The organism is Sphingopyxis italica (genome assembly GCF_011926545.1).
Taxonomy (GTDB): domain Bacteria; phylum Pseudomonadota; class Alphaproteobacteria; order Sphingomonadales; family Sphingomonadaceae; genus Sphingopyxis; species Sphingopyxis italica.
In genome coordinates, this window is the sequence record NZ_JAATIT010000006.1 from 1 (window position 1) to 23,981 (window position 23,981).

Annotated in this window: 25 protein-coding genes; 14 read left to right on the plus strand and 11 right to left on the minus strand. The window is 63.4% G+C overall.

All coding sequences use genetic code 11. The features are described 5' to 3' along the window. Positions 1-162 precede the first annotated feature (162 nt). Positions 163-525 carry a P-loop NTPase family protein gene (locus GGR90_RS17710; protein ID WP_167922739.1) on the minus strand — a complete coding sequence of 121 codons (363 nt, stop codon included), beginning with the start codon at positions 523-525 and terminating at the stop codon, positions 163-165. A gap of 151 nt (positions 526-676) precedes the next feature. Between GGR90_RS17710 and GGR90_RS17715 the strand changes: the two genes are divergently transcribed. Beyond that, complete coding sequence (locus GGR90_RS17715) at positions 677-886, plus strand: hypothetical protein (RefSeq protein ID WP_167922740.1); 210 nt, start codon at positions 677-679, stop codon at positions 884-886. Between the two features lie 58 nt (positions 887-944). Here GGR90_RS17715 and GGR90_RS17720 read toward each other — a convergent pair whose 3' ends face one another. The 4 genes from GGR90_RS17720 to GGR90_RS17735 all read right to left on the minus strand — a co-directional run bounded on the left by GGR90_RS17720 (position 945) and on the right by GGR90_RS17735 (position 6,302). After that, a complete protein-coding gene (locus GGR90_RS17720; protein WP_167922741.1) occupies positions 945-1,892 on the minus strand; it encodes a hypothetical protein in 948 nt (315 codons plus the stop codon). Further along, positions 1,889-2,953, minus strand: a complete 1,065-nt coding sequence (locus tag GGR90_RS17725) for a dipeptidase (RefSeq protein WP_167922742.1) — start codon at positions 2,951-2,953, stop codon at positions 1,889-1,891. The genes GGR90_RS17720 and GGR90_RS17725 overlap by 4 nt, the downstream gene beginning before the upstream one ends. Positions 2,954-3,043: 90 nt before the next feature. Then, positions 3,044-3,880, minus strand: a complete 837-nt coding sequence (locus GGR90_RS17730) for a helix-turn-helix domain-containing protein (RefSeq protein ID WP_342449962.1) — start codon at positions 3,878-3,880, stop codon at positions 3,044-3,046. Continuing rightward, positions 3,861-6,302, minus strand: coding sequence for a TonB-dependent receptor plug domain-containing protein (locus tag GGR90_RS17735; protein WP_167922744.1), 2,442 nt, complete (start codon positions 6,300-6,302; stop codon positions 3,861-3,863). The genes GGR90_RS17730 and GGR90_RS17735 overlap by 20 nt, the downstream gene beginning before the upstream one ends. A 183-nt stretch (positions 6,303-6,485) precedes the next feature. Here GGR90_RS17735 and GGR90_RS17740 point away from each other — a divergent pair, with 183 nt between their 5' ends. The 5 genes from GGR90_RS17740 (at position 6,486) to GGR90_RS17760 (ending at position 15,045) form a co-directional block, all read left to right on the plus strand. Next, positions 6,486-7,790, plus strand: coding sequence for a metal-dependent hydrolase family protein (locus tag GGR90_RS17740; protein ID WP_167922745.1), 1,305 nt, complete (start codon positions 6,486-6,488; stop codon positions 7,788-7,790). Positions 7,791-7,835: 45 nt separating this feature from the next. After that, a complete protein-coding gene (gene amaB, locus GGR90_RS17745) occupies positions 7,836-9,407 on the plus strand; it encodes an L-piperidine-6-carboxylate dehydrogenase (RefSeq protein WP_167922746.1) in 1,572 nt (523 codons plus the stop codon). Between the two features lie 30 nt (positions 9,408-9,437). Continuing rightward, positions 9,438-10,430, plus strand: coding sequence for a tetratricopeptide repeat protein (locus tag GGR90_RS17750; protein ID WP_167922747.1), 993 nt, complete (start codon positions 9,438-9,440; stop codon positions 10,428-10,430). Between the two features lie 75 nt (positions 10,431-10,505). Next, positions 10,506-11,918, plus strand: a complete 1,413-nt coding sequence (locus GGR90_RS17755) for an amino acid permease (protein ID WP_167922748.1) — start codon at positions 10,506-10,508, stop codon at positions 11,916-11,918. 358 nt (positions 11,919-12,276) lie between these two features. Continuing rightward, positions 12,277-15,045, plus strand: coding sequence for an EAL domain-containing protein (locus GGR90_RS17760; RefSeq protein WP_167922749.1), 2,769 nt, complete (start codon positions 12,277-12,279; stop codon positions 15,043-15,045). A gap of 159 nt (positions 15,046-15,204) precedes the next feature. On the opposite strand, the gene GGR90_RS17765 is transcribed toward GGR90_RS17760, so the two are convergent. The 5 genes from GGR90_RS17765 to GGR90_RS19305 all read right to left on the minus strand — a co-directional run bounded on the left by GGR90_RS17765 (position 15,205) and on the right by GGR90_RS19305 (position 18,452). Next, positions 15,205-16,416: a GGDEF domain-containing protein gene (locus GGR90_RS17765; RefSeq protein ID WP_245198811.1), complete on the minus strand. Its 1,212-nt coding sequence runs from the start codon at positions 16,414-16,416 to the stop codon at positions 15,205-15,207. Positions 16,417-16,790: 374 nt separating this feature from the next. Next, positions 16,791-17,147 carry a TehB-like domain-containing protein gene (locus tag GGR90_RS17770; protein WP_167922750.1) on the minus strand — a complete coding sequence of 119 codons (357 nt, stop codon included), beginning with the start codon at positions 17,145-17,147 and terminating at the stop codon, positions 16,791-16,793. 427 nt (positions 17,148-17,574) lie between these two features. Beyond that, entirely contained in the window at positions 17,575-17,880 is a 306-nt protein-coding gene (locus tag GGR90_RS17775) for an alternative oxidase (RefSeq protein WP_381449201.1), read from the minus strand. Between the two features lie 52 nt (positions 17,881-17,932). After that, positions 17,933-18,172, minus strand: coding sequence for a DUF6199 family natural product biosynthesis protein (locus tag GGR90_RS17780; protein ID WP_167922751.1), 240 nt, complete (start codon positions 18,170-18,172; stop codon positions 17,933-17,935). A 4-nt stretch (positions 18,173-18,176) separates the two neighbouring features. Then, the gene (locus tag GGR90_RS19305) at positions 18,177-18,452 is read right to left on the minus strand and encodes a PLP-dependent transferase (protein WP_209023866.1); all 276 of its coding nucleotides are present in this window, start codon (positions 18,450-18,452) and stop codon (positions 18,177-18,179) included. Positions 18,453-18,663: 211 nt separating this feature from the next. Between GGR90_RS19305 and GGR90_RS19310 the strand changes: the two genes are divergently transcribed. From GGR90_RS19310 to GGR90_RS17825, 8 genes are all read left to right on the plus strand, one after another. After that, on the plus strand, positions 18,664-19,305 hold the full coding sequence (locus tag GGR90_RS19310) for a class III extradiol ring-cleavage dioxygenase family protein (RefSeq protein ID WP_209023867.1): 642 nt from the start codon (positions 18,664-18,666) through the stop codon (positions 19,303-19,305). 66 nt (positions 19,306-19,371) lie between these two features. Then, positions 19,372-19,713, plus strand: coding sequence for a hypothetical protein (locus tag GGR90_RS17795; protein ID WP_167922753.1), 342 nt, complete (start codon positions 19,372-19,374; stop codon positions 19,711-19,713). Further along, complete coding sequence (locus tag GGR90_RS17800) at positions 19,710-20,471, plus strand: uroporphyrinogen-III synthase (RefSeq protein ID WP_167922754.1); 762 nt, start codon at positions 19,710-19,712, stop codon at positions 20,469-20,471. Before GGR90_RS17795 ends, GGR90_RS17800 begins: the two co-directional genes overlap by 4 nt. A gap of 343 nt (positions 20,472-20,814) precedes the next feature. After that, the gene (locus GGR90_RS17805) at positions 20,815-21,336 is read left to right on the plus strand and encodes a hypothetical protein (RefSeq protein WP_209023868.1); all 522 of its coding nucleotides are present in this window, start codon (positions 20,815-20,817) and stop codon (positions 21,334-21,336) included. 14 nt (positions 21,337-21,350) lie between these two features. Beyond that, positions 21,351-21,500, plus strand: a complete 150-nt coding sequence (locus GGR90_RS17810) for a hypothetical protein (protein ID WP_167922756.1) — start codon at positions 21,351-21,353, stop codon at positions 21,498-21,500. Positions 21,501-21,515: 15 nt separating this feature from the next. Next, complete coding sequence (locus tag GGR90_RS17815; protein ID WP_167922757.1) at positions 21,516-21,806, plus strand: hypothetical protein; 291 nt, start codon at positions 21,516-21,518, stop codon at positions 21,804-21,806. Beyond that, positions 21,803-22,111: a hypothetical protein gene (locus GGR90_RS17820; protein WP_167922758.1), complete on the plus strand. Its 309-nt coding sequence runs from the start codon at positions 21,803-21,805 to the stop codon at positions 22,109-22,111. Before GGR90_RS17815 ends, GGR90_RS17820 begins: the two co-directional genes overlap by 4 nt. Positions 22,112-22,171: 60 nt before the next feature. Continuing rightward, positions 22,172-23,770: an FMN-binding glutamate synthase family protein gene (locus GGR90_RS17825; RefSeq protein ID WP_209023869.1), complete on the plus strand. Its 1,599-nt coding sequence runs from the start codon at positions 22,172-22,174 to the stop codon at positions 23,768-23,770. 18 nt (positions 23,771-23,788) lie between these two features. Here GGR90_RS17825 and GGR90_RS17830 read toward each other — a convergent pair whose 3' ends face one another. Then, complete coding sequence (locus tag GGR90_RS17830) at positions 23,789-23,956, minus strand: hypothetical protein (RefSeq protein ID WP_167922738.1); 168 nt, start codon at positions 23,954-23,956, stop codon at positions 23,789-23,791. Positions 23,957-23,981 lie beyond the last annotated feature (25 nt).

Genomic DNA, 23,981 nt, shown 5'->3' on the forward strand with positions numbered 1-23,981 from the left:
CCGCAGCTCAACTATTTTTCGGCTCTGTTATCGTCCACTATCTTGAGCGTTGGATGGAGCAACGCGCTCGTCCATAACGTCCGCTCCCCACCCCATTTCAGACGTTAGATCGCGATCCGGCGCAATCCCCGCTTATGGCCAAGTCGCTCCTCCGCTACCAAGCTATCTAAGGCATTGAAAATAAATGATTTTCTTAAATGCGGATTGGCTACCAGGTTCCGGCTCCTTGAATTTAAGTGATTGAAATATCGCTATTTCATATTCGCGCATGAGCGCGAAATTTATTTCAAGCTGCAAGTTGGGGGTATCGATCAGGTCGTCTGAGGACTGATCATCCGCTTCACGCCTGATCTCAGCCTTAGGAGCTTCCGAACGGGATACCCGAAAGCAGCCATTAGTCCGATCAGTTTTCAATTCATGCGAACTAGTTTTGCTGCCAACCCTCCGGCCCACCTCTAACGCAAAAGCCCGCATAATTACCCCAGCCGCGGCACCTCGCGCGCCGCTCGGGAGATCGACCGCCATTGGACGGGTCTTGCGCGGCAAATATCGCTGCGGCAGTGAGCCTCAAGTAATCTCTCTTCTACGAGCAGTAGGCTCGTGAGGGCGAGCTTCTGGCTCAAGCGGACGAAACGCTCTGCTCTGCGAGCACTTTCACCAAGCTCGGCGCAAACGGATGAAGGTGCGGGATGGTCGTGGCGAAAATTTCGACATGCCCGTCATTATTCAAAAGACCGACGTTGGCGATTTTCGCGGCCTTCAGGATGGGGGCAATTTCGGCGGATCGATGGAGAACAGCACATGCGGCACGTTGGATGAATGCGAACCGTCGAGAAGCCCCCCGTTGCAACTCGTTATCGGCGCCGCCCCGGCCGCCACCGGCTAATTTCGGCCGCTTTGGCCACCCTTTAACTCTTAACCGACTTGGCGGGACGGCTCGTCAGTTAACGCGCTTTCCGATCCGGGTTCGCGAGTTCGGCTTCTGAAGGCCAATGGCCCTGCGGATTTTCGCGAACGATCTCGGCAAGCAGTGCTTTCGCGCCTTCCTCGTCGCCGGCGAAGCGGCGTTCCATCGCGATCGCGAACTTGATCGTGCTGTCGCGCGTGCCTTTGACGGCCGTCGGATCGAGGCGTCCCTGCATGATCTGGACCGCCTGATAATAGGTGAAATTCTCGATCAGCTTGAGCCCCGGTTCGATCGCGTTGATCGCCGCACGCGCCTTGTCGTGCTCGCCCATTTTCCGGTAGGCGAGATAGGTCCAGTAGGCGGTCGGCACGCGCATGTCGTCGCGCGCGAAATCGGCCGACAGTTCGAGCGATTTCGCCATGCCGGCGACCATCGTCGGATAGTCGCCCGTCGCGAAGCTCGTCTGTGCGTGATAATAGATGATGTTGCTGCGATAGGTGCCGATCGTGAGGCCGGCCGGATTGGGCAGGCCGTCAGGCTCGAAGCTGTCGGGCTTTCCTTCCATCAGCGCCAGCGCATCGCGATAGTCGGCAAGCGCTGCGTCGAAGGCGCGCGCGCGGGCTAGGTGACGCGCGCGATAGCGGCGCAGCTTGTAGCTGTCTGGAAAGGCCTTCAGCCCGTCGCTGAACACCGCGATCGCCTCGCACACCCGCCCCGCATAGCCGAGCCTGCGGCCGAGCCAGAAATGGGATTCCTCGCGATCGGGCGCGATGCGAAGCGCGGCGCGCGCGATTTCGATGTCTTCGTCCAGCCGCTTTTGCGTCGCCGCCGAAAAGACGGGAAGGCTGAGCTGGGTGCCGATCAGGCTGGTCGTGCAATTCCCCGCGTCGACGCCAGGGACTTTTTCGTTCGCCGACGCGGGGACGGCCGCCAGTATCAGGGCGAGGATGGCGCTTGCGCCGCAAGCCACGACGCGCGGGCTCATCCGATCACCTCCCGATAGATGCGGCGGACATTGGTCCCCATGATCTTTTCGACCGTGCTGGCCGGATAGCCCAGCTTGCGTACGCCATCCCACACGACCTCCATCCGGCGCGGGCCGTTGAGTTCGTTGATGAACAGCGGCCAATCGGCCTCGTTGAAGTTGGCGCCCTCTTCGGCCTTGAGTTCGGCGATATAGGCGTCGGTCATCTCGACGACGCGGTGGTCGCGGTCGCTGCCGATCGCGACATGGTCGGCGCCCATCACCTTCACAGCGTGATCGATGTGGCGGAAATATTCGGGCAGCGCATCGTCGCGCTTCGTCGTCAGGAACGGCCGCATCTGGCAGATCCCGGCGACGCCCCCCTTGTCGGCGAGGAGGCGCAGGTTCGCGTCGGTCGTGTTACGGATATTGCTGTGCACCGCCATGCACGCGGTGTGCGAGACGATCACCGACACCTTCGACGCGGCGATCGTGTCGGCCATCGTCTGCATGTTCGCATGCGACAGGTCGATCAGCATGCGCCGCTCGTTCATCCGGCCGACGAGGTCGCGGCCGAAGTGGGTGAGCCCGTTCGCGCCGAGTTCCTTGCACCCCGCGCCCGCCCAATTCTGGTCGTTATAGGTGATTTGCGCCGACCGGACGCCCAGCTTGTGAAACAGGTCGACATTGTCGAGGTCGCGTCCGAACTGGGTGCTGTTCTGGAACAGGTAGAACAGCGCGAGCTGGCCATTCCGGCGCGCGACGTCGATGTCGCCCGTGCTGGTTGCCTTCAGGAAGAGCTCGGGATGCTTCGCAATATGCGCGTCATGGTCGAGCACGGCCTGCACCGCATCCTCATAGGCTTGCGCTTCATAATGTTTGGGGTCGCAGAGCGTGATCGTGATCGCGTCGAGCCCGCTGGCACGCATCTGCCCGATCAGCGCCGCGTCATATTCGAACCGCACCTCGCCCATCGCGTCGAAGGTGAGGGGACGCGTCTTCGCCCATGCCGCCGCCGCGGGCGCCAGCGCCATCGTGGCCGACAAGGACGCCCCCGACAGTATGAAATTCCGTCTGTCCATAGCTTCGCCCTCTCCAATTCTCTATTGGAAATAAATTAGCGTATCGGAAAATTATTGCAAGCCCGATGATCGGCTCGAGCGCGCAGGCGTTCAGCCGGTGTTGACCCACAGCACGACGGCATCCTCCTCGCTCGTCGAATAGGCGGCGTGCTGCATGCTGCTGTTGATATAGATACTGTCGCCGGCGCCGAGATATGCCGGTTCATAATGCTCGGTCTGGAAGCAGATTTCGCCTTTGAGCACATAGAGGAATTCCTCGCCGCTGTGCTGCGACCAGCTCTTGAAATCCTCGAGGCTGCGCGCCTTGATCGTCGTAACGAAGGGCAGGATCTTCTTGTTCTTGAGCTCCGCTGCGATCAGCCGGTGACGGTAGACCGCGGTTTCCATCAGGCGGCCCGCGCCATCCATCGTGACGCTGCGCCGGCCTGCGGCATCCTGCCCTGAATTGCTTGCGAACAATTCGGTGATGTCGATGTCGAAGCCCACCGCGAGCTTTTGCACGACGTCGAACGTCGGCGACATCTGGTCGTTTTCGATCTTCGACAGCGTCGAGGCGGCGAGGCCCGTCAGGCGGCCCGCGTCCTCCAGCGTCATTCCGCGTTCCTTGCGCAACTGGCGCAGTCGCTCACCCAGATGAAAGCCTTCTGATCGGGGCCGCTTCGCGGTACGAACGGCACCCAAAACTTCCGGCTCGTCTCCATTTCTGGGCGGCATAAATCTCCAATCCTTCACTTGCTCGAGAGCGCACGGCATCGGCCGATAGGGGGCGGCTGGGGGAGAGGTCCAGCCAATCAGCCACTGCCACCTATAGGTCACAAATTTCCGATAGGCTACGGAATTGGCATATCCGATATGCCAGTTCCGTATGTGCCCACCGGAAATAGAGGCCGATCTCGAACAGACGAGATCAGAATTTATACTTAGCATTCAAATAATAGAAGCCCCCGGCGACCCCAAATACGCTGTGATTGTCATAGATCAGGCCAGCCCGGGCGCGCGCGGGACCGCGGTCTGGCGGGAAGATGTTGAACAGGTTGCGCGCGCCGATGCTCAGTTCGACATCCTCGATCCCCGAATAGGTCACTTCGGCATCGAACAGCGTCACGGCTTTGCGCGGCAGGAAGGTCGCGCCGTCCAGGCGGCGCCATGCGCCATAGTGGATCGCGCGCGCCATGAAGCCGAAATCGCCGACCTTGGTGGTCGTCGAGAAATTGCCGCGCCAGCGCGGCGTTCCGCGTTCGAACTCGGTCACGATCGCCGGACTGAAGCCCGGAGGCGGCGCGCCGCGCAGATGCTGTTCGTTATAGTTCACCGCGAGGCTGAAGTCGGTCGAGGCATTGTCCGACCAACTGTGGCGATAAGTGCTGACAAGGTCGAAACCGCGCACGCGCGTGTCCATTTCGTTCTGGAAATAGCGCACCTGTTCGATGTCGGCGCCGTTCGGGAAGTTGATCGCGGCGAGCGCCGCGCGCTCGGCTGCGGTCGTGTCGCGCGACGGCGTCAGCAGCAGGCGATCGTCGACGTCGATCTGATAGAAATCGAGCGTCGCGAGGAAGCCGTCGAGGCCGGTGAAAACCATGCCTGCCGACATGTTGAACGACGTTTCGGGGATCAGCGTCTTCGATCCGAAAACCTGCGCCGCGGGCGAACCCGGGACGAGCACGGCGTCGAGTATGAAGCCGCCGACGCCGTCGAGCTGCGACGTCAGGCTGGTGCCGAACACCTGTCCCGCCGCCGGAGCGCGGAAGCCGGTGCTGACCGACCCGCGCAGCGCGAAAGCGTCGCTCAGTTCGAAGCGCGTCGCCGCCTTGTAGCTGAAGTTGTCGCCGAACTGGTCATAGTCTTCATAGCGGGCGGCCGCCGACAGGTTCCACCAAGGCGTGATGTCGGCATCGATTTCGCCGAATACCGCATAGCTGTTCGAATCGAAGCTGCCGGCGAATTCGGGCGAGAAGCCCTGGAAGCCGTTCGATCCGGCGGGGAGGTCCTGCAGCGGACCCGTCGTATAGCTCGCGACGTCGCCTTCGCCGATGACATAGGTCTCCTTGCGGTGGCTGGCGCCCGCAAAGACAAGGACGTCCTTGCTCAGTTCATAGGAAACTTCGGCGTCGAACTGGATTTCGCGCTGGGTCAGCGAACCCGGCTTGAACGAGGTTGGCGACTCGACGCCCATCGACGCGTTGATCGTGCCGGTGATCGTATAATCGACCGTGTTGGTGCCATAGCGCGCCGACAAGTCCCAGGTCAGCGGGCCTTCCTGATCGCGCAGGCCCACGAGCGCACTGAAATCCTCGAGGTGGCCGCGGAATTCAGGCGTGAAGCCGCCGGGATAAATGGTGGTGAGGTCGAATTCCTCGGGATGTGCCGGCGACAGGTCGAACGCCGAGTCGGCGTAGGTGCCATGGCCGTTCAGTCCGCCCGCCGTGAAGGGCTGGCGCAGGCCGAAAGTGACCGAGCTCTTGCCCGTCATATAGTTGCCGAAGCTGTAAAGTTCGAGTGCGTCGTTCAGTTCGATGCCGGCGTTCCAAACCGATTTGAACGCCATATAGCGCGGATCGAGATTGCCCTCGGGATGCTCGGGAATACCAGGGACGCGCAGCGCCTTCAGTGCTTCGGCGCCGGCGTGCGTCGCCTTCTTGGCATAGGCCTTGGCCTGGTCGGTATATTGGGCGGCGACGTTGAAATAGGCGTTGTCGCCGACCGGAACCGCGAAATGGCCCTGAATGTCATAGGTGCGGCCTTCGCTCTCATAATATTCGCCGACCTGGGCCATGATCGAGCCGCCGCTCCTGGCCTTTTTCAGTTCCAAGTTGATCACGCCCGCGATCGCGTCCGAACCATATTGGGCCGACGCGCCGTCGCGCAGCACTTCAACGCTCGACAGGGCGATCGGCGGAATCACGTTGAAATCCTGACCCTGCGAGCCCGAGGTCGAGGCATGGCCGGTGCCGATCTGGACGATCGAGGCGCGGTGGCGGCGTTTGCCGTTCATCAGCAGCAGCACATGGTCGGCTGGCGAGCCGCGCAGCGTGACCGGACGCACGAACGACGAACCGTCGTTGCCCTGCAGGCGCTGCGCGTTGAACGCAGGCACCAGCGTACGCAGGGCGTCGTTGACATCGGAATAACCCGTCGCGTTGATCTGTTCGGGCGAGATGACATCGATCGCGACCGAGCTGTCGGTGATCGAGCGATCCTTGCGGCGCGTTCCGATAACGACGATGTCGTTGCCGCCCTCGCTGGTTTCTGCGCCGTCGTCGGCGGGCGGCGCCGACTGGGCATACGCCATCGGCGTGATCGCGAACGCGAGCGTAGACGACAACAACAGGCGTGACACGAACTTCGACATTTTTCCCTCCTTTGGACCTGCTTCCCCACTGGAAATGCTATGGTTTCCGTCTTGTGTCATAATTTCTAAATTTTTCCTATCATAAAAATTATTGCTCAACTAGCAAAAACTTCCTATGCGAATGGAGAGGGCTGCAGAGGTGGCCTCGCGGCGTGGGCTGACGGGAGAATTCGCTTGGGCGGCATGAAGAAATTGTCGGTGTTGGCGATCGGCGCATCGCTTTCCGGCGGAGCTATTGCGGCGCCGGCCGGCGGCGACGCCGCCAGGACATTGGTGATTCACGCAGGCGCCGTCGTTACGATTCCGGGCGAAGAGCCGCTCGGGCCGACGACCGTTGTGGTGCGCGGCGGGCGGATCTCCGAAATCCTGCCGGGCCACGTCGAGCGGCCCGATGCGCGGTCGATCGACCTCGGCAACCGGACGCTGCTGCCCGGGCTGATCGACACCCATGTCCATTTCAGCTTCTCGCCCGAAACGAAACTATGGTCGGCGGCGATCAATACCGCCGAGGATGTCGCACTCTTCGCTTTTTCCAATGCGAAAAAGACGCTGGAGGCGGGGTTCACCACCGTGCGCGATGTCGGGTCGGATGGCTATTCGATCCACGCGCTGCGTGATGCGGTCAACGACGGCACGGTCATCGGTCCGCGCATCTTCCTGTCGGGCACCTCGCTGTCGATCGTCGGCGGCCATGGCGACATGTCGGGACTCAACCGCAAGACGACCGAGGCGCTTTATCCCTATGATTATACCGGCGCTTGCACCGGCGCGGTCGAATGCGCGCTGCGTGTCCGCGAAGCGGCGAAATATGGCGCCGACCTGATCAAGATCACCGCAACCGGCGGCATCATGTCGCAGCAGGCGCGCGGGCTCGGCCAGCATCTCAGCGACGATGAACTGACCTCGATCGTCACCACCGCGCACGGCCTCGGGCTCAAGGTCGCGGCGCACGCACACGGTGGCGCAGGCATCGCGGCCTCGGTGCGCGCAGGCGTCGATTCGATCGAGCACGGCACTTGGCTGGACGAAGAGACCGCGAAGTTGATGGCGGCGCGCGGAACCTGGCTCGTGCCGACGCTCGGCCTGCTCGACGGCCGCAAGACCAGCGATGCCAGCCCGGCGGTGCAGGCGAAGATGGCCGAAGCACGCCGGGTCGCGGGGCGCAATATCCGCCTCGCGGTCCGGCATAAGGTCAAATTCGCTTTCGGGACCGACGCCGGGGTGTCGCCGCACGGACAGAACGCGCGCCAGTTCCGCCTGATGGTCGAGCAGGGACCGATGACGCCGATGGCGGCGTTGCGCTCGGCGACGGTCGATGCGGCGACGCTGCTGGGCCAATCGGACAATCTCGGCACGATCGAAGTGGGCAAATATGCCGACATGATTGCCGTCGCGGGCGATCCCTATCGCGACATCACGCTGCTCGAGCATGCCTCCACCGTCATCAAGGACGGCCAGGTCATTCGTCACGAGGTGCGCGCGCCCTGATCCGGCCGCTTTTCCATTATTTGCAACGCTTTCAACGGACATCACATGAACGCTATTGATACGTCTCTCTCCTCTTCGCCGGGCCAGCCGGCACCCGGCGCCTTCGCCGACGCCATTGTCGACCTGTTCGGCGAACTCGGCCTTTCGCTTTCGGACGATCTCGGATCGGACCTTGCGGTCTTTTCGCCCATCGACGGCTCGGCGCTCGCGACGCTCAAGATGCACCGCGCCACCGACATGGATGCGATGGTCGCCAATGCGGAAGTCGCCTTCGTCGCGTGGAAACAGGTGCCCGCGCCGCATCGCGGCGAACTGATCCGGCGCTATGGCCAGCTCGTGCGCGAACATAAGGAGGTGCTATCGCGCCTGCTGACGATCGAGAATGGCAAGATCCTGACCGAAGCTCGCGGCGAAGTGCAGGAAGTGATCGACATCTGCGAATATGCCGTCGGCCTGTCGCGGCAGCTGTTCGGGCTGACGATCGCGTCGGAGCGCGCCGAGCACCGGCTGACCGAATATTGGCATCCGCTTGGGGTCCTCGGACTGATCTCGGCGTTCAATTTCCCCGCCGCGGTGTGGGCGTGGGGCACGACGGTCGCGCTCGTTTGCGGCGACAGCGCGATCTGGAAGCCGTCGGAAAAGACACCGCTGACCGCCCTCGCTTTCGCAAAGCTGCTCCAGAAGGTCGCGGCCGATTATGAATTTGCGCCCGATCATCTGGTTCAGGTCGCGATCGGCGACGCCGAATGCGGCGGCATCATCGCCGACCATCCGGGGATTTCGATCGTCAGCGCTACCGGCAGCGTTCGCATGGGGCAGGACGTTGGAGTGCGCGTGCAGCGCCGCTTCGGCCGTCCGGTGCTCGAACTTGGCGGCAACAATGCCGCGATCGTCGCGCCGAGCGCCGACATCGGGCTCGCGCTGCGCGGGACGATCTTTGCCGCGACCGGCACGTGCGGCCAGCGCTGCACGACGCTTCGCCGCCTGATTGTTCACGAAAGCATCCGCGCCGATTTCGTGAAGCGCCTGATCGCCGCGGTCGGCAGCCTCAACATCGGCAGCCCGCTCGACGATATGACGCACGTCGGACCGCTGATCGACAAGGCGGCGTTCGACGCGATGCAGCGCGCGCTCGATCGGGCGCGCGGCGAAGGCGGGACCGTCCACGGCGGCGAACGGATCGAGGTCGCGGGATCGCCGGAGGCCTATTATGTCCGCCCCGCGATCGTCGAGATGCCCGCGCAGAGCGAAATCGTTCGCGAAGAAACCTTCGCACCGATCCTCTATGTCCTGTCCTACGCCGATTTTGCGGAGGCGATCGCGCTCCAGAACGGTGTGCCGCAGGGGCTGTCGTCGTGCATCTTCACCAGCGATGTCCGCGAGGCCGAGACATTCCAGTCGGCGCAGGGCAGCGACTGCGGAATCGTCAACGTCAATATCGGAACGAGCGGGGCCGAAATCGGCGGCGCGTTCGGCGGCGAAAAGATGACGGGCGGCGGCCGCGTATCGGGTTCCGACAGCTGGAAGAATTATATGCGCCGCGTTACCGCGACGGTGAACTATTCGACGGAGCTTCCGCTCGCACAGGGCGTGAAGTTCGATTTCGACATCGACTGACGACACGGATTTGTTCGGAGAGGATTTATGATGAACCGCAAGCATTTGAAATTTCTAATATCGGCCGGCCTGTTGCTGATTGCGTCGCCCGTCGCGGCAATGGCGCAGGAAGGCAGCTTCCAGGGCATGTCGCTGCTCGGTGAAAGGATGGTCACCGCTCCGGCGCGCAATGCAAACGTCGCCTCGGTCGAGACGCTCGAACGCGCCGCGCGCGATGCGAAGGCCGCGTATGAGGCGAACATGACCGTCGACAGCGCGACCTGGTACGGACGCATTCTCTTCTACCAAGGCTATACGAAGGAATCGGCGTCGGTCTACGATCAGGCGCTGAAGCGTTTCCCCAATTCGGGCAAGCTGCTCCGCCACCGCGCACATCGCGCTTTCTCGCTGCGCGAATTCGACAAGTCGATCGAACTGGGGCTGAAGGCGGCGAAGCTTTACGAAAACCAGCCGCTCGAACGCGAGAAGCCGGGACCCGACTATTTCCCGGGCGACCCCGATGTCGTGCAATATTATCTCTATTACCACCTCGGGCAGGCTTATTTCGGTAAGCATGACTTCGAAAATGCCGCGAAATGGTTCGCCAAATCGGCGGAATCGGCAGCCTTCACCCACGACGTCGAGGCGCGGACCGCGAACACCTATTGGGAATATCTGTCGCTCGCGCGCGCCGGCAATATGCGCAAGGCACAGAAGCTGCTCGACGATTACGACCTGACGCTGTTCGAGGTTCATCCGAAGGGCGGGTCGGACACCTATTTCGACGGCATCCAGCTGTTCAAAGGCAATCGTGCCGCCGACAGTTTCTTCAGCGACAAGGACAGTGGCCGCGCGTTCGCGACCGCCGACGGCGTGGCCGCCTCGACCGCCTATAGTCTTGCCAACTATTATATCCTGAGCGGCGAGCCCGAGAAGGCGAAGCCCTGGCTCAAGCGGTCGATCGCGGTCGACAGCTGGAGCTTCTTCGCGCGCATCCAGGCCGAAGCCGATTGGCTGCTGCTGTTCCCGAACGAAAAGCCCTGAACGGACGCATCGAACTGACGCATTGGGGTGAGCGGCGGACCCGGATCATCGGGCCGGATATTTGGGAGACGCATCATGAATAACTGGACCCGCCGCAAACCCATCCTGCCGCCCGGCGAAGGCAGCGCCGATGCGCTGCCGCCGAGCCTGTCCTGGCCGCAACTGATGGCGATGGGCGTCGGCGCGATCATCGGCACCGGAATCCTGACCCTGATCGGCGTCGGCGTCGATCGGGCGGGGCCCGCCGTCCTGATATCCTTCGCCATCGCGGGGGCGGTCTGCGCCTGCGCGGCGCTCGCCTATGCCGAATTGTCGGCGATGATGCCCGCGGCGGGTAGCGCCTACAGCTATTCCTACGCGGGCCTTGGCGAAGCCTTTGCGTGGATCGTCGGCTGGAGCTTGATCCTCGAATATTCGCTCGTCGTCTCGACGGTGGCGGTAGGCTGGTCGGGCTATGCGTCGCCGCTTTTGATGAGCGTTGGCTTTCCGGAAGCGTTGACGCACGGACCTGAACTGGGCGGACTGATCAATCTTCCCGCAGTGGGCATTATCGCCGTGGTCGCCGGGCTATTGTTGCTGGGAACGCGCGAGAGCGCACGGATAAACTCGGTGCTCGTTGTCGTGAAGATCGTCACGCTGCTGCTCTTCGTCGGCTACACCTTGCCCCATTTCGACGCCGCGAACTTCGAGCCCTTCATGCCTTTTGGCTATACCGCCCAGGTCGGCAGCGACGGGGTGCAGCGCGGGGTCATGGCCGCCGCGGCGATCATCTTTTTCGCCTTCTACGGTTTCGATGCGATTTCGACGGCAGCGGAGGAAACAAAACGCCCCGCGCGCGATCTGCCGATCGCAATCATCGGATCGATGACCGTCTGCACGCTCATCTACATGCTGGTCGCGGCTACGGCGGTGGGTGCGATTTCGTTCACGCGCTTTGCCGACAGTCCCGAGCCGCTGGCGCTGATCCTGCGTTCGATCGGGCAGGGCGGCATCGCGCAGATTGTTGCGACGACCGCCGTCGTCGCCCTGCCAACCGTCTTGCTCGCCTTTCTCTACGGACAAAGCCGAATCTTTTTAGCGATGGCGCGCGACGGCTTCCTGCCGCAGCGCCTGGCGCGTATTTCAGCACGCGGCACGCCAACGCGCATCACGCTGCTGACGGCTGCGATCGTGGCGGTACTCGCCGGGCTGCTTCCGATCGGCAAGGTCGCCGCGCTCGCCAATGCCGGCACGCTGATCGCCTTCACAGCGGTCGGCCTCTGCCTGCTCGTCCTTCGTCGCCGCGCACCGGACATTCCACGGCCATTTCGCATTCGCGCGGTATGGCTGGTCGGGCTTGGAACAATCGGAGGCTGCTTTTACCTCTTCCTGAGCTTGCCGGCCGAAACTCTCTTATGGTGTCTGGTATGGAATCTGATTGGTCTAGGCCTGTATTCGGCATACGGGCAACGCCGGAGCGCGGTGGGCAGGCTCGGGATCGACGCCTAATCCGGTACGGCGGGTCGCGCTCCCCGAGATTGTGGTTTGCGCGCCCGCGGATCTCTTATTTTCCCGATTTATGCCGATTATGACAGTCTCATTCGGCCGGAGCCAGCGGTTGCGGCGACCGGCGGGATCGCCCGCGGCCTCAATGGCAGGAATGAGGCGGATTGACGACATTCCTCATAACCGTCGCCCCCGCGAAGGCGGGGCCGCGCATCCGGAAATCGCCAATTCCGCCGCTTGTGTCGATGGCGTCGCCGACTCCGCAATTCAATTTCTCCGGCCTACGCAACCGCCGGTTAAACCTGTCGTTAATTAGGGAGGAATATCGCTCGGGTCAGGATCTAGCGGGATAGCAGAGCAAATGTCCCTCATCGCCGACGGCAAATCATTGGATCAATCGGAAGCGGTTCTGGGCGAGCAATATGCGAGCCTCGCGCGCCAAGTGCCACTCTTGTACGCGTTGATGTTCCTCAACGTCCTGTTTCTCGCGCTCGTCACCACGGACGGCGGCTCGTGGGCGGCCAGCTTCATAGCGCCGCTCGTTCTGACCGCGATCATCGCGGTCCGCGGCGCCGCTTGGTACGCCCGGCGCGGGCGGGCGACGAGCCACGACGACATGCGCCGGTATCTTCGCGGGACGATCGCCAGGGCGGGGGTCTTCAGCTTCCTTTTCGGTGGCTGGGGACTCTATCTCTTCCTTTCTGCCGATCCGTTCCACACGACCGCTATCGCTCTCTTCATATTCGTCGGATCCATAAGCTGTTGCTACTGCCTACAGGCGCTGCCCGCCGCGGCGCGCCTCGTCCTCCTGTTCGGTGCGATGCCCGTCACAATCGGGCTGCTTTTGTCGCGGGATTTCTACTTCACCGGCATGGGTCTGACCTTTCTGCTCGGCGCGGGGGTGATATTGCGGACGATCGCGACTACGCGCTCCGCCGTCTATGAATCCCTGCACGCGCGGTCGGAAATGGCGGCGCTCATCGAGGCATTGCAGCGCAGCGAGGAACATTATCGCTATTCGGTCGAGCTTAATCCCCAGATTCCTTGGATCAGCGACCCCGAGGGGCGGATCGTCGAGGTCGGACCTCGATGGACGGAGCTCACCGGCGTTCCGGCCGAGACGGCGCTTGGTTGGGGATGGGTCGACGCCGTGCATCCCGAGGACCAGCCCGAAGTCCTTGCTCATTGGAACGAGGCGCTGACCTCCGATGACAATGGAGTCGCCGACGTGCGCTACAGGGTGCGCCATTCCGACGGGGGCTTCCGCTGGTGCCGGGCGCGCGCCAATCCGCGCCGCGAACAGTCCGGACGCATTACCAGCTGGTACGGGACGCTTGAGGATATCCACGACCAGGTGACCGCCGAGTTGGGCCTGCGCGAAAGCGAGGAGCGTTACCGTCTCGCATCGCGCGCGACGAACGATGTGATCTGGGACTGGTCGCACAGCACCGGCCGGATCGAATGGGGAAATGGTGTCGAGCAAGTGCTCGGCTATCCAGAGGCCGCCGGAGGAACCCCGGTCACCTGGTGGAGGGAGCGCATCCACCCCGAAGACCTCGCGGCGGTGGATGCAACCTACGACAGGGTCCTTGCCAACCTCCAGGACAGCTGGAACCACGAATATCGTTTCCGTGCGGCAAGCGGCGAATTCATCAAACTCTTTTCCCGCGGTTATGTTGTGCGCGACGATGAAAGAAAAGCCGTGCGGTCGATCGGCGCGCTCCTCGACGTCACCGCCGCGAGAGAGGCCGAGAAGGAACTTCGCTGGGCCGCCAATCACGACCCGCTGACGGGGCTTCCCAACCGCAAGCTGTTCGGAGAGGTGCTCGAAGCGGCACTCGGCGCCGCGTCGGCCAACGCATCGTGCGTAGGGGTCATCGTCATCGATATCGACGGGTTCAAGCTTCTGAACGACAGCATGGGCCATGCTGCGGGCGACCAGCTCCTACGGACGGTCGCGATCCGGCTCCAGGCGAATCTTGGAGCAGACGCCACTGTCGCAAGACTCGGCGGAGACGAGTTCGCCGCGATTGTAACGGGGTTGCGCGCCGACGAGCCGATTGTACCGGCGGCGACCTCCATCCTCGACGGGGTAGCCGACGCGCTGATCATCGACGAAGGAGTGGTCGAGGTCAGCATCAGCGCCGGCGCGGCGCGCTGGCCAGCCGACGGGAGCGATGCCGAGGCCGTTCTCAAGAGCGCCGATCTGGCACTCTATGCCGCCAAGGCCGACGGGGCGGGCACCATATGCGCGTTTCAGCCAGAAATGCGCGAAGCCGCCGAAAGCCGGAAGGCAATGCTGCGCGAGGCCCGCGACGCGTTGAACGACGACCGGATCATTCCCTTCTACCAAGCCAAGATCGACCTGAAGACGGGCGCTGTCGTGGGCTTCGAGGCGCTCCTGCGCTGGCACCATCACAGGCGCGGTCTTCAACCTCCCGACAGCATCCGCGCCGCCTTCGAAGATGCGCTGCTCGCGCGTTCCCTGACGGACCGGATGATCGATCGCGTCCTGGTCGACATCGAACGTCTAAGCGACAAAGGTGTGACCTTTGGCCGTATCGCGATCAACGGCTCTCTTTCCGACTTCCGCCGTGATGATTTCGCCGACCGCATATTGACGAAGTTTTGGGAGAAGAACCTTTCGCCCGCGCTGCTCGAACTGGAGGTGACCGAAAGTGTCTTCGTCGATCACCTCGCTGCGAACGTGGATCGAGCTCTGCGAACACTCGTTGCCGAAGGCGTGTCCATTGCCCTTGACGACTTCGGTACCGGCTATGCTTCGCTCACCCATCTGCAGCAGTTTCCGGTCGACGTGCTCAAGATCGACCGGTCCTTCATTTCGCGGCTCGACAGCGCCGACAGTGCCGACTTCGCGATTGTCCACGGCGTCATCGACATTGCGCATCGCATGAAGATCGCCACGGTCGCCGAAGGCGTCGAGAGCGAGAATCAGCTCTCCCAGTTGCGCGAGCTCGGATGCGACATCGCCCAAGGCTATCTCGTGAGCCGCGCAATCGGGGCAGAACGGGTGCCGGACTGGCTGAAGAAATGGTCACAGCAGCCTCCCGCTTGGTCGCGGGTGACAGGCGGGCGTGCGCACGGGCTTCGCGATGGTAGCGGACAGTGAGCGGGACAGTCCCAGACAGCAGTTGGCCGGCGGGCGGCCGATTTGCTGCAGCTTGAATGCCGACGCGGGCCTCAAGCCGCTTTGGGTATTTTCTTCAAATCGTTTGCTTGCTGATGAAACCGCTTTCGGATCCGCGGTTCCGGCTCTGGTGAGAGCGGCTCAGGCCGCCAGTTCGGCGTCGGCCGCGTCGGCTTCGAGGCAAAACAGGGCTCGTGCTTTGCCGCCGGCCTTCGCCCGGTACAGCGCTGCATCGGCGCAGCCGAGGAGGCGTTCGAGCTCCAGCCCGAGCTTCGGAGCCGTGGCGATGCCGACGCTCACAGAAACAGACATCGATACATTGTCGATGACATAGGGCTTGCTGACCTCGCGGATGATTCTGCGCGCGAGCATTTCGGCCTCACTCTCTTCGCTGATCCCAGCCTGCAAAACGATGAACTCGTCGCCGCCGAGGCGCGCGACGACATCGTCGGCGCGTATCATCTCCTCAAGCCGCCGTGCGACCCGCTTCAGGAGCGCGTCGCCGGCCGGGTGACCGTGGCGGTCATTTACGGCCTTGAAGCCGTCGAGATCGAGATAATGGAGCGCGACCAGATTTTTCGCGCGCACGGCGGTCGCCGCCCGGTCCTGGAATTGCTCGCGCAGCAAAAGACGGTTCGAGAGGCCGGTGAGCGCGTCGGTGCGGGCAAGTCTCGCCATGTCGTGACGCGCAGCGTGATGCTCGACTGCGGATCGATAAAGATGCGCGACCGTCTGGAGACTGAGCCCGGTGATCGCCGCGACGATGAAGGCTTCGACGAGAAACATCTCGCCGTGAAGCGACGTGGCGTTCGGAACCGCCGCATGGAGCGCGAGCGCGGCCACGGTCGGCACAGTGGCTACCAGAAGGCCGGCGACGCAGATCGCCGGGCGCACCGATGTGCGCGCGACCACGCCCGCGCCGAACCCGAACACGAGACTCACGGTGATGAGATGCACGAGCGGATTATGCTCTGCGATGGCCGCAACGTTGAGAAGGGCCAGCAGCGCCGCCGACGCGAGATTGCCGGCGGCGTAGCGGCGTTCCCAGCGCCTGAGTTCTTCGAAACGAAGTATGGGCGCAACTCGGTGAAAGGCGCTGATCGTTGCGAGCCGTGCGAATGTCGTAAGCGCACCGACGGCGGCGAGTGCGAGCAGAAAGTCGCTCCCCAGATGGCGACCGACGAGCAGGCAGATGCCGACGAACACGACCCCCGAGCCAAAAATCGGGAATCGCATGCTGTAGAGCATGTCGATGAAGTCCCGATAGACCGGCAGGGGAAGCAATGCCGGGTCGGGGAAGATACGCTGGCGAAATGTCGTCGCGATCGGTGCGGTGGGGGCCGATCTGTCCATGGCGTTGATATTGCTCCGATCGTCTTAATTTCCGGTAACCGGGAATTCCCGCGATGCGAGCTGCAGTCGCTGCGGAACCTGTCCGAATGACGCCGCAAAACCTGTCGTGTTCCAATCCGCGTGAATTCACGATATGGCACCGAGAGTGTCATCGAACGGATTCGAGGCGGGAGATCTTATGCAGACCAGGACGCCGGATCGCTCTTCCTCGACAATATTTCAGCGCCTATCAGGAGCGCCGGCGAAATCTGCCGGCGTTTCCGCTGATCTTCGAGGCGCTACGTCATCTGGTTCGTGCGCTGGCCCAAGTCCATTTTTCAGAGATTGAAATCAAGAGCCAATCGATCCCGACCGGCCAGAACCAAGTTCCACCCCTACCGGAAGAACTCGACATAAAAGCGAACCGCTCCGATCGGCTCGACGCGATGGACGATCGTCGGTTCGACGATGCCTGCGTCGCTGTCCGCCGACAGGACTGATTCCCGATACGGACGACGCGGGTCGGTGATCACATACCGTAGTGCGCCCTCTTCGACACTGATCAGGCCCCATGTGCCCGCCTTGGTCGAATGCTCCGCCAGCAAGCCGGCGGGGATGGTCGTCTCGGTAAAGCTCGCGGTTCGCTTGTAAGGTCGGACCTCAGGAGGCAGTGCCCCGATCGTGTCTTTGCGCGACGGAATTGCTGGGCCATGTTTTTCGAGTGCCGGAGCACTGGATTTGACGATGGCCATGGCGTCGGTGGATGCGTTTCGCACTGTTTCTTTCCGATGTTGGACAAGGAATGGGGACGTCAGGCTGCTGACCCATGACCGAAGATGTCTTCCAATGCTTCGTAAGCTCATCGCCGGTCAGCGGTTTGTCGATCAGCCGCGCGCTCGGCGCCGCCGCCCATGCCCGGACGGTGCTGTCCGGACGCGTGACGAGCAACAGGGCCGGAGACGCATGGCCGACCGTGCGCAGGCTTGCGAGCCATGCAAGGCCGGATCGCCGATGTCTGGTCGATCACCATGCACTCGCCGGGAGCGGGCGGTTCGCCGTCGCTCCGAAGCCGATAGTCTTCCAACGACAAGAAAAACCGGAGCGAGGAGAGAAGGGCAGGGTCGCTGGCGAAGAGTGCGACGACGGGTCCATGTCCTTCCTCCTTCGTTCGGGGCACGCTCAGGCGGCCTTCTTCCAGTTGGGCTCGAGCGTGACGTGCGGTGGGAATTCGGCGACGGGACCGACGGGGAGGCCGGCGAGTTCGTTGGCGAAGCCATGGTTCACATCGCGGTGATGCGCCTCATCTGCCCTGACGACCAGAACGACATCGCGCAGCGTCGCATCGGCGGAAAGGCCCCAATAATCACGGGCGATTTTCGGCGCCGGCACAACAGCGAGCTTGCGGGGCGAACCGGTCTGCCACCCATTCTGACTGTCTCTGCATCCGCACTGAAACCTCGGGCCAGGAGTCTCCGAGGGGCCCATTACAAGCTCCCGTCGCTATACATAAGATAGCCGGTGCAACGCATCGTTCATTTCACACGCCATAAACGAGCGTGAACATGCCGGCGAGTACGATCCCGAACATCAAGATCATCACGCCCGCGATCCGGAGCAGGTAGGTGAGGGGGTCGGTGGGGCCGTCCTCGCCGTCGCGCGCTGCGGGCGGGGGCATCCGCATGAGCCGGCGGAAGGTGGCCGGTCTGAACGCCATCAGAAATCCTAGGATGGCGAGGATGATGCCGAGGAGGTCGATGGCGAGCAGCGACGCGGACATCGTGTCACATGCGGCGGGCCGGGAGGCCCGCCTTCAGGTCGGCGAGGAGGTCCGCTTCGGCCTCGAGCCGGATGTGGTCGTCATCGATACCAGCGCCCGCGCGCGCTGCGACTCCCATGCCGACATGCGTTGTCGCTGGATGCACGGCAGGGCTTTCGACACCTCCAAGGAATTCTGCAAGGGCAATCGGCGGAGCGATGGGGTCAAATCGCGTGTCGCTCGGGGCGCTGTGCGGCGCGGCGACCGTTTCGGGTCTGGCGCTGTCTTGATGTTCCGTCATGCGAACCCTTTCCTGAAAGAGAGGGGCGGTTCCTCGTCACCTTGCGTTGCATGCGCTATAGCACAGGATGCTCGGTGGGCGGCTACAAAGAGGCTCGTCCTTCAAAGTTTGCTCCGGTCCGATGGGGGCGGGCTTGCAACGCTGCCGAAAGGAGACGAGGTGAACGAAGAGGTCAGCACCGCGCTCCGCCCACCCGCGCTTTTCATCGGCCATGGTGCTCGCTCATCTCTATCCCGAGGCCGATGTTCCCGTTGTGCAGCTGTCGATCAACGCGCTCCGCCCGCTGAGCTATCAATTGGCCGCGCGGCTCGCGTCCTTACGCGGCAGGGGCGTGATGATCCTTGCCAGCGGCAATGTCGTTCACAATCTGGGCGAGGTGCAGTGGAAACGGCCGGATGCGGCGTTCGACTGGGCCGAGCGGTTCGGCGACGCCGTCGCCGCCCAACTCGCCGATGCCCCCGGCGACATTCTCAAGCTATGCGAGCACCCCGACTACGCTCGCCCCGTTCCGACACCCGGGCGTCAGGGCGGCGGCGGGGAAGAAATTCGACGCGGCGCGCAAGGCTTCCAGCGCCGGCCGGATCGCCCGCAAATATCCTTCCGCAGCCGCGATTTTCGGGTTGGTACCTGCCGCGGGAGTTTTGCGGCAGCAAGCGCGGGGCAGCTATTTGAGGTTCCTTGCGGGCCATGCTACAGGCTCTCCCATGTCGTTCGAGAAGCATCTTCGCTTTCTTGCCCACGCCGGTTGCCTGCTCACGCGCCGTCCGGCCTCGGAGCACCGCCTCTCCGCTTGAGCGTGGATGGGCGTCCCGAGGCCCGTCCGCAGGACCCGCTCGCGGTCCCATTCCCGTAATTTTTGAGGCTCGCGTCTGCGGGTCTGGTGGCGCATTCATGCGCGGAGTTGATCATGGAAAAAATTATGTCCGAGGCCGACGCATTCCGTCTCCTCGAACAAAGGCGGGCGGCATTCACCGCGGCGGCCGCACCGCTGCTTGCCGGCACCGAAGTGGGAAGCCCGGCAGATGCCGCCGATGCCGCGGACAAGCTGCTGGGCATGACGCTCGCCGCCTATCAAGGACGCCTCAAACCGGAAGCGGCGGCGCCCGCGCTGCGCCGCGAGGTTTACAGCCGCTTCGGCGACAATCTTGTGCCGCTGTTGAAGGACATCATCGGCAGGGATGTACCCGTCGCCTTTCTGGCTCTGACGCGCTGCGTCGATGCTTATTGGCGTAGCGCCGCGCGGGCGGTGGACGCGCCATGAGCCGCCCGTGCGTCTGGGTGACGCGGACCGATCCATTTAACCGCCTGACGGCCAAGCGGCTAGCCGGCGCGGGCTATGAAACGCTCTGCGCGCCGGCACTGCGCGTCTTGGGTCTCGATGTCCCCGCTGTCCTCGCGGTGCCAGACGCGCTGGCGTTTACCAGCCTGAACGGGGTCCGGCTCCACCGCTTCCTGCCCGCACTCGCGGAGATTCCGGTGTTCGCGGTCGGCGACCATAGTGCGCGCCTCGCGCAGACCTGCGGATACCGCCGTGTCCGGTCGGCCAGTGGCAATATCTCGGATCTCGCCGGCACGATCACGCGCGAGCTTACCGCGCCGGCGGCGATCCTCCATATCGGCGCCGCAAGGCCCGCCGGTGACCTCGGCGCCCTGCTCGGGCCGCGCCACCGCGTCAGCCGGCTTGCGATCTACGAGACACTGGAGAACGACCGCCGGGACCTCGAGCGGGTGGCCGGCCATATCGATGCGATAGACCATATGTTGATCCACTCGCCGCGTGCCGGTGCGCATGTGGCGCGCTGGCTCCAGGACGTCGAACCGCACTGGCGCGGCACCGTACATTGCATCTCCGATGCCGCCGCCGTGCCGTTTCGTTCTTTCTCGCGCATTTCGATCGAGGTGGCGAGCCGGCCCGACGAGACGTCCTTGCTCGCGGGGTTGATGGCGCACCGGCCCCGCTCCAGCGTCGCCGCTCCGCGGACGTCCGAAGCGATTCGCGCCCGAGCCGAGCAGGGATGACCCATGCTTGACTTTCGGCTGCGTCGGGCCATCTTGGTCGCACCATGAGCGACAAGGCTCCATCTCTTGCGCGCTTCGCGCACTATGTAGGACGGCTGCTCGAACGCTAGCCGCCCCGGATCCGCATGTCGCGGCTCCGGGGTGTTACCTCGTCCCACCCGCTGCGCGCGCCCGCCATGTCGGCGCGCTTGTCCGGCACGTCGCCGGCAGGACCGGGGCAAGTCGCCAGCCAACCGTTCACTTCTCGATCGAGCGCAAGAGCCCGCTACTTTTCCCCGGTTTGCAGCCCTGAATGCCGCGCGCGCCTCAGCGCGCGACAACGGAGGTTACCGTGAATGGTCCATTGGAACAGCAGGTGTTGTTCAGCCATCTTCTGGGCGATGCCGCGCGCCGCGCGAGCGCGATGCTGGCGCATCCCGAAGAGGCGGCGCGTGTACGCTCGCTCGATGACGACGGCATGACCGTGATCGAGCGGCTCGAATGCTCGCCGGTCGCCGAAGACCAGCTATTGGCCGCTGCGCTCCGCCTGTCATCGCAGGCGGCGCGGCCCGACGCGATCGCGAGCGCGCTGCAATGCCATTTCGCCACCCCGCCCGGGTGGCTCGCGGTGGAAGCCCAGCGCCGGGCGGCGTGGAATGGCATGGCCGGGCACGGGCTGCCGCTCGGGCGCGCAGCGGAGGCGGCTGATGCGATCGAGAAACGCTTGGCAGTGGCCGGCGCTTCAAAGGCGACCGGGCTAAGTGCTTATGCCGGCCTCTACAGCGATCTATGGTGCGATCCCAGGATTGCCGCGCCGGCAACCGCCCGGCGCGAGATGCTGGCGCTTGTCAGCGTCCTGCACGCACGCTGCGCGCCGCCGGAATAAGGGGAGGCCGAAGCGTGAAGACCCCGCCACCCGTGACTTCCGAACATCCCGCTGCGCCCCTGCAGCTTGGCTGCCGCGCGCAAATGCTGCTGGTCGCGACTTTCATTCTTCTCTTCTTCGGCGCTTGCTGGACGATCGGAACGATGATCGCGCGCCCGTCCTGATTATCGGAGTTGGGCATGATATCCGAATTGGCAGTTCCAGCGGCCGGCTGGAACTATAACCTCGAAGACATTCTCGGCCTCGTACTCGTCGGGTCGGTCGTCTGCGCATATAGCCTGATGTTCGCGATCGCGCGGAAGCCGCGCCGCGGATGGACGCTAACCGCCCTCTTCTCGTTCGCCGTCACGGCGGCGCTGATCGCGGCGAGCCCTCCCGCCGCGCGCGTCGCCGACGCGGCGCACGCCGGGCCGGCGGGGCACGGCGTTTCCCTTCTGTCCCTGCCCGGCGGAAAGGGGCATGAACGATGAAGAAACAGGAGTCGCGGGCGCAGCGATGGCGGCCCCGTTCGCCCAAGCTGGAGGATGTCGAGAGATCGCTCGATCGCTATCCGGGTCTCGACGAGCAGGAACTGGCGGCGCTGGTTCGGGATTTCCGCCGTCTATCGCTCATCGACAAGGCCGTCCTCACCGCCGACGAGCGGTTGTCGGGCAAGCTCGCGCTTTTCTATTACGATCACCGTGCACACCTTGGGGTTTCCGTTCTCGAAGTCGTACTTCTCATATGCTTGCCAGCGTCAATCGCGATCGCGGGCGTATGGCTGGCCTTCGGCTAACCCTCATGCCTTTCTCGCGCAGCATCGCGGAGCGCATCGCGCCCATTGGGAGTCTTTTTTTTGTCCTTCATTCGTTTCGCCCCGCTCGCGCTCTGCTTAGCCGCCGCACTCCTTGCGATCCCGGGGCTTCCCGCGCCGTGGGCTTGGGCTCTCCTTGTCGCGGGGGTGATATTATCGGGGCTCGGCTTGTACGATCTCGGGCAACCGCTCCATTCGGTTCGCCGCAACTATCCGGTCGTCGGGCGCCTTCGCTGGTTTTTCGAGGATATCCGGCCAGGCATCAGGCAGTATCTTTTCGAGGACGAGCATGAGGAGACGCCTTTCTCGCGCAGTCAGCGTTCGCTCGTCTATGCGCGCGCAAAGAATGAGGTAAGCGACCGGGCATTCGGCACCCTCCTCGACGTCTATGAGAATGGTTACGAGTTTATCGCCCATTCTACGAAGCCCGTTCCTGCCGCCGACCCGGCCTCGTTCCGGATTCCGATCGGCGGCGAGGCATGTCGCCAGCCCTATTCGGCTTCCATTTTCAACATTTCCGCGATGAGCTTCGGCGCGCTCAGCGCGAACGCCATCCGTGCGCTCAACAAGGGCGCGAAGCTTGGCGGGTTCGCACACGACACCGGCGAAGGATCGGTCAGCCCCTATCATCGCGAGCATGGGGGCGATCTCATCTGGGAAATCGGCAGCGGCTATTTCGGGTGCCGCGACGATGCGGGCAGGTTCGACGCGGGGCGCTTCGCCGAGCAGGCCGCCGATCCGCAGGTCCGCATGATCGAGCTCAAGATCAGCCAGGGGGCGAAGCCCGGCAAAGGGGGTATTTTGCCCGCCGAGAAAGTGACCCCCGAAATCGCTCTCACCCGCGGCATACCGATGGGCCGCGATTGCATTTCCCCACCGGGGCATTCGGCCTTCGGCACGCCGATCGAACTCGTCCAGTTCATCGCCCGGCTCCGCGAGCTGTCGGGCGGCAAGCCCGTCGGCTTCAAATTATGCGTCGGCCAGCCCTGGGAGTTCATGGGTATCGTCAAGGCGATGCTCGAGACCGGTATCCTGCCCGACTATATCGTCGTCGATGGCGCCGAGGGGGGCACCGGCGCGTCGCCGCTGGAGTTCACCGATCACCTCGGCATGCCGCTCCGCGAAAGCCTGCTCTTCGTGCACAACACACTCGTCGGTGCGGGATTGCGGGACCGGATCAAGATCGGCGCCGCGGGCAAGATCGTCAGTGCGTTCGATATCGCCACCGTCATGGCGCTCGGCGCCGACTGGACGAACGCGGGGCGCGGCTTCATGTTCGCGATCGGCTGCATCCAGTCGCTGTCGTGCCACACGAACCAATGCCCGACCGGCGTCGCGACGCAGGATCCGATACGGCAGCGTGCGCTCGTCGTGAGCGACAAGGCCGGCCGCGTCCATAATTTTCATCGCAATACCTTGCTGGCGCTGTCGGAGATGATCGCCGCGGCGGGGCTCGATCATCCGAGCCGGCTAGGCCCGCACCATCTCGTCCGGCGCGTCAGCCTCACCGAGATCAGGCTGTTCTCGCAGCTCCACATTTTTCTCGCGAATGGCGAACTCCTCGACGGGGACTCGGACAGGGACTTCTACGGCGCGGCATGGCGTCTCGCCCGGGCCGACAGCTTCGACATCGCGATGTGAGCGCGGCGAACTGCCGCCTCAAGGAACCCGCTTCGCGCCCGGGCGCGTGTCCGCTCCATCGCCGATGTCCGTCGGGACATCGGCTGCCGCTTCGCTCCGATCGCGGTAGATCGCCGCGCGGGCCAACAGCATCAGCGTGGCCGGAGTGGTAAACGTCACAAAGAGAGCGATCAGCTCGAAACCCATTTGTCGTGCAGCGTAACTTGTCGAC